Source organism: Musicola paradisiaca NCPPB 2511, assembly GCF_000400505.1.
In the GTDB taxonomy this organism is placed as follows: Bacteria; Pseudomonadota; Gammaproteobacteria; order Enterobacterales; family Enterobacteriaceae; genus Musicola; species Musicola paradisiaca.
Genome location: NZ_CM001857.1, coordinates 4,299,211 through 4,304,411, shown reverse-complemented (window position 1 = coordinate 4,304,411; position 5,201 = coordinate 4,299,211). Strand labels below are relative to the sequence as shown.

Below are 5,201 nucleotides of genomic sequence, written 5' to 3'. Positions count from 1 at the left end.
TGACGGACAGAATATGCCTGGCGGCGATAGCGCGGTGGTTCCACCTGACCCCATGCCGAACTCAGAAGTGAAACGCCGTAGCGCCGATGGTAGTGTGGGGTCTCCCCATGTGAGAGTAGGGAACTGCCAGGTTTCAATTAGAGAAAAGCCCTGAACATAGGTTCAGGGCTTTTTTTTGTTTTTGATCCGTCCTTCGGTCGGGATAGCCTGTTCAGCCTGTTGAACATCCATTCTGTTTATTCACGATACCCCCTATGACGAGCCAGAAAGCGTGAACGGAAGTCTGGTTGCATTGCCTGATGATAAGTGTGCTCTGTTTAAGGAGCACACAGGCTCAATGCCCGTGTTCTGGAAGGAATGGATAACAAGATCTAATGGCAGAGGGATGCCGGGATAACGACGACTTCTTCCTGAAAATAAAAGCAGGGTTCCCCGGTAAAGTGCGATGAACCTTTCTTATGGTGGGCATAACGGGGACGGATTAACGGTAAGTGATAAAAATCCCATGTCGCGTCATCATCAGGTAGACTATGGCTCGAAACATAACGTCGAGTACCATGCGCCATGACTAACCTCACTTCATCATTGCACCTTTTTAATTCTTTCTCATTATCTGTTACCGCTGCAGACATGGAGATTGTGACGGAACCGTCGGAGCTTATTTCTGCCTGGGAAAAGGCGAAAAAGGCTGGTTTACCAGTATTGATACTGGGGGAAGGTAGCAATGTCCTTTTCCTGGAAGATTTTGCAGGTTCTGTATTGATTAACAGGATTAAAGGCATTGATATTCAGGAGACAGAAACATCCTGGGAGCTTCATATTGGGGCTGGAGAAAATTGGCATCAATTGGTGGCATGGACTTTGTCTCAAGGCATTCCGGGATTGGAAAATCTTGCGCTTATTCCTGGATGTGTAGGATCAGCGCCGATCCAAAATATTGGCGCTTATGGCATTGAATTGAAAAATGTATGTGCATATGTGGACGTATTGGCGCTGGACAGTGGTTCTGTATTACGTCTGAGTGCTGAGAAATGCCAGTTCGATTATCGCGAAAGCATTTTTAAGCATCAATACAGAAATGGATTCGCAATTATTGCCGTGGGACTGTCCTTAAAGAAAGCTTGGCAACCTGTTCTTACCTATGGGGAGCTCAGCCGTTTGGATGAACATTCAGTGACTGCGGGGCAGATATTTGACGCAGTGTGCGCTATGCGGCGGGCAAAGTTGCCGGATCCGGCTATTGAAGGAAATGCCGGTAGTTTTTTTAAGAATCCGATTATTTCGATGCATCAGGCAGACAAACTTTTGGAATTATATCCCGGGGCTCCTCATTATCTGCAACCAGATGGTAACGTTAAACTTGCAGCGGGATGGCTAATCGATAAGTGTGGGCTCAAGGGCTACCGTATTGGCGGCGCTGCCGTACATGATAGGCAGGCGCTGGTATTAATTAATCAGGCTGATGCAGTTAGTCGCGATATTATCGAGTTGGCAAAATATGTTCGGAATCAGGTTGCAGGTAAATTTGGTGTATGGCTAGAACCTGAAGTTCGTTTTATTTCTTCTATGGGTGAAGTTGATGCGGTCGGAGTTTTATCATGAAAGATTACACCATCCCATTAAAACTAATCTCTATTTTATCTGATGGGCAATTTTATTCCGGTGAGTATCTGGGTGGACTCATGGGAATGAGCAGAGCAGCAGTCAATAAACATATACAGACTATCAGAGACTGGGGACTGGATATTTTTACTGTGACAGGGAAGGGATATTCTCTGCCTACGCCAATAGAGCTACTTGATGCGGATAGAATAAAATCTATGACAGGGAGCGGTAATATATCGGTATTACCCGTTATTGATTCAACTAATCAGTATTTACTCGAGAATTTGGGAACACTCACCTCTGGAGATGCATGTGTTGCTGAATATCAACAGGCAGGTCGCGGACGTAGAGGGAGGCAATGGTTCTCTCCATTTGGCGCGAATTTATATTTATCATTATATTGGCGTTTAGAGCAGGGCCCTGCAGCAGCAGTTGGTGTAAGTCTGGTTATTGGTATAGTGATTGCTGAGGTATTACATTCACTAGGTGCCGAAGGTGTGCGGGTTAAATGGCCAAATGATTTATATTTGAATGATAGAAAACTGGCAGGCATCTTGGTTGAAGTGAATGGCCGTACAGGAGATGTTGCTCATTTAATCATTGGCGCCGGTGTTAATTTACGAATGCGAGAGCCTAATGTAGCTGTAGTAAATCAAGGATGGATTAATCTTCAGGAGGCTGGTATTTCTATTGATAGAAATACGTTAGCAGCAAGAATGATTACCGAGTTACGGGCCGCGTTAGCTGAATACGAGCAACAGGGTTTTTCATCATTTACATCACGATGGAATAGCCTGGATAATTTCTATAATCGACAGGTTAAATTGATCATTGGGGATCGTGAAATAATAGGTATTTCCAGAGGTATTGATGCTCAAGGCGCATTGCTCCTTGAGCAGGATGGATCAATCTCTTCCTATATCGGAGGGGAAATCTCTCTTCGTGGTGTATAAAAATAAAGGGGGATCCCCCTTTATTTTCTTAATCTCACACTTTCTACTGCATGATTAGCGCTTTTTCTTAATATTAAACTGGCCCGTTCGCGTGTCGGTAGGATGTTTTGTTTTAGATTTAGTCCATTAATTTCTTTCCATAATTGTGATGCAATACCGACGGCTTCTTTTTCGGTCAACTTCGCATAATTATGAAAATATGAATCTGGATTAGAGAATGCTCCTTGCCTGAACTTAAGAAAACGACTGATATACCAATTTTCAAGCAGGTTTTCCGGTGCATCTACATAAATAGAGAAGTCCACAAAATCAGATACAAACACACGATGAGGATCATGCGGATAGTCCATCCCACTTTGTAGAACATTCAGCCCTTCAAGTATAAGAATATCAGGTTGTGATATTACCTTATTGCATTCGGGCACAATATCATAAGTCAAATGGGAATATGTCGGTGCTGTAACGCTTGTAGCTCCTGATTTTATATCAGAAACGAATTTTACTAAGCGGTGCATATCATACGACTGTGGAAACCCTTTTTTCTTCATTAAGTCCTTTGCATGAAGGGTTTTATTTGGATGAAGAAATCCATCTGTAGTGATTAATTCCACTTTACGATGCTCGGGCCATCGACTAAGTAGTGCTTGCAATACTCTGGCTGTTGTGCTTTTACCAACGGCAACGCTACCGGCGATCCCAATAATATAAGGGATTTTTTGCCCATTCATTCCTAAAAATTGTTCAAGAACAGCCTGCCGACGCAGGTTGGAACTGATGTAAAAATTCAGCAGACGAGAAAGGGGCAAGTAAATTTCAGCGACCTCGTCTAACGATAGATCTTCATTGATACCCTTTAATTTAACGATTTCATCTTCTGTCAACATTAAAGGCACAGAGTCACGCAGGTTGGCCCATTGCTGACGGTTAAAATGTAGATAAGGCGTAGTGAAAGACTGCTCTCTGTTCTTCATAAAAATATATTTGCCCGACGCTACAGGTAAAAAGCATTAGCCTTGTGTACCTGGAAATGAGGGGGGACGGGTTGGGTAGGCTAAGGCCATCGCATCCTTTCCCGCAAAATTAATCGTCCAGCGGGCAGGTTACCACTATGAGGGCGTCGAAAAGAAGCAAAAAACTGTGTGGTCCCTGATGCCTGTGATCAATGCATCAAGTACGCTATTCGATTTTGCGGGTGAAGTAATACCGTTTGTTTCAGCTTGGTTGAAAGAATGTAAGGGGATGTTCTTATGGAAACTCTTGCCTCTTTGGCATCGTTATAGCTAACAGAAAGTGGCTATTCATCATAGCTGAATCTAAGTTGATTAGACTCGTCTTTCCAGGCGCATATCAGTTAAGGTAATTGTAATGAAATTACCTTTCAGGATGTTTTGTCGAATTAATAGGGGATAAGCTCTCTTTTGGTGCAATAATGCCTGCTGATATAGAAATACACGCTATTCCCGGGATAACTGCTGGGCAATCATGAGGTGGGTTTGCCTGATGATTTTGACGGTTATTTGTGCGGTAGATTATCAGTGCTGTGAAACCGTGTTCATATTTGAACAAAATCTAATCGGTAGTGCGATTTGAGCAATTTTTTTGTTGCATAGAGTGATATCTCTACCTAGAATGCGCAGCACTTGAGGCCGGCTTAGCTCAGTAGGTAGAGCAACTGACTTGTAATCAGTAGGTCGCCAGTTCGATTCCGGCAGCCGGCACCATCAAGTATATATAATTAGGTGGGGTTCCCGAGCGGCCAAAGGGAGCAGACTGTAAATCTGCCGTCACAGACTTCGAAGGTTCGAATCCTTCCCCCACCACCAGATTCTATCCTGGCAAAGGATGTTAACGGTACGGTTATAAGTATTAAGGCCGGATCGTAAAAGTGAATCATGCATACAAAATCCAATTCACTTTAAAATTCTACAGAAAAATCAGGTAGCCGAGTTCCAGGATGCGGGCATCGTATAATGGCTATTACCTCAGCCTTCCAAGCTGATGATGTGGGTTCGATTCCCACTGCCCGCTCCAAACAGATGTGCTGATATAGCTCAGTTGGTAGAGCGCACCCTTGGTAAGGGTGAGGTCGGCAGTTCGAATCTGCCTATCAGCACCACTTCTTTATTTTTCCTCCTGATTTTTATCTGTTAAAGGCTCAGCAAGTAATTGCTTGGTTGATGTGGTGATACCACCGATTTATCCGTGTCTTAGAGGGACAATCGATGTCTAAAGAAAAATTTGAACGTACAAAACCGCACGTTAACGTCGGTACTATCGGCCACGTTGACCATGGTAAAACAACGCTGACCGCTGCCATCACCACCGTTTTGGCTAAAACCTACGGTGGTCAGGCTCGCGCATTCGACCAGATCGACAACGCGCCGGAAGAAAAAGCGCGTGGTATCACCATCAACACCTCTCACGTTGAATACGATACCCCGACTCGTCACTACGCACACGTTGACTGCCCAGGGCACGCCGACTACGTGAAAAACATGATCACCGGTGCTGCCCAGATGGACGGCGCGATCCTGGTGGTGGCTGCAACTGACGGCCCGATGCCGCAGACCCGTGAGCACATCCTGCTGGGTCGCCAGGTAGGTGTTCCGTACATCATCGTGTTCCTGAACAAATGCGACATGG

Annotated in this window: 4 protein-coding genes, 4 tRNA genes and 1 rRNA gene; 8 read left to right on the top strand and 1 reads right to left on the bottom strand. The window is 44.6% G+C overall.

What is annotated here, in order from left to right:
* Nucleotides 1-16 precede the first annotated feature (16 nt).
* From rrf to birA, 3 genes are all read left to right on the top strand, one after another.
* Nucleotides 17-132, top strand: a 5S ribosomal RNA gene (gene rrf, locus DPA2511_RS19245).
* Nucleotides 133-564: 432 nt separating this feature from the next.
* The gene (gene murB / locus DPA2511_RS19240) at nt 565-1,602 is read left to right on the top strand and encodes a UDP-N-acetylmuramate dehydrogenase (RefSeq protein ID WP_015855389.1); all 1,038 of its coding nucleotides are present in this window, start codon (nt 565-567) and stop codon (nt 1,600-1,602) included.
* Complete coding sequence (birA, locus tag DPA2511_RS19235; RefSeq protein WP_015855388.1) at nt 1,599-2,558, top strand: bifunctional biotin--[acetyl-CoA-carboxylase] ligase/biotin operon repressor BirA; 960 nt, start codon at nt 1,599-1,601, stop codon at nt 2,556-2,558. Before murB ends, birA begins: the two co-directional genes overlap by 4 nt.
* Nucleotides 2,559-2,578: 20 nt before the next feature.
* On the opposite strand, the gene coaA is transcribed toward birA, so the two are convergent.
* Nucleotides 2,579-3,529 carry a type I pantothenate kinase gene (gene coaA / locus DPA2511_RS19230; protein WP_015855387.1) on the bottom strand — a complete coding sequence of 317 codons (951 nt, stop codon included), beginning with the start codon at nt 3,527-3,529 and terminating at the stop codon, nt 2,579-2,581.
* A gap of 674 nt (nt 3,530-4,203) precedes the next feature.
* Here coaA and DPA2511_RS19225 point away from each other — a divergent pair.
* From DPA2511_RS19225 to DPA2511_RS22175, 5 genes are all read left to right on the top strand, one after another.
* A tRNA-Thr gene (locus tag DPA2511_RS19225) sits at nt 4,204-4,279 on the top strand.
* A gap of 17 nt (nt 4,280-4,296) precedes the next feature.
* Nucleotides 4,297-4,381 (top strand) — tRNA-Tyr (locus DPA2511_RS19220).
* Between the two features lie 133 nt (nt 4,382-4,514).
* Nucleotides 4,515-4,589, top strand: a tRNA-Gly gene (locus DPA2511_RS19215).
* Between the two features lie 9 nt (nt 4,590-4,598).
* Nucleotides 4,599-4,674 (top strand) — tRNA-Thr (locus DPA2511_RS19210).
* A 106-nt stretch (nt 4,675-4,780) separates the two neighbouring features.
* Nucleotides 4,781-5,201 (top strand): GTP-binding protein (locus DPA2511_RS22175; protein WP_023638518.1); only part of this gene is annotated, 421 nt, incomplete at its 3' end.

Coding starts and splice junctions, on each gene's coding strand:
- murB (WP_015855389.1), top strand. CDS start 565: ATGACTAACCTCACTTCATCATTGCACCTTTTTAATTCTTTCTCATTA.
- birA (WP_015855388.1), top strand. CDS start 1,599: ATGAAAGATTACACCATCCCATTAAAACTAATCTCTATTTTATCTGAT.
- coaA (WP_015855387.1), bottom strand. CDS start 3,529: ATGAAGAACAGAGAGCAGTCTTTCACTACGCCTTATCTACATTTTAAC.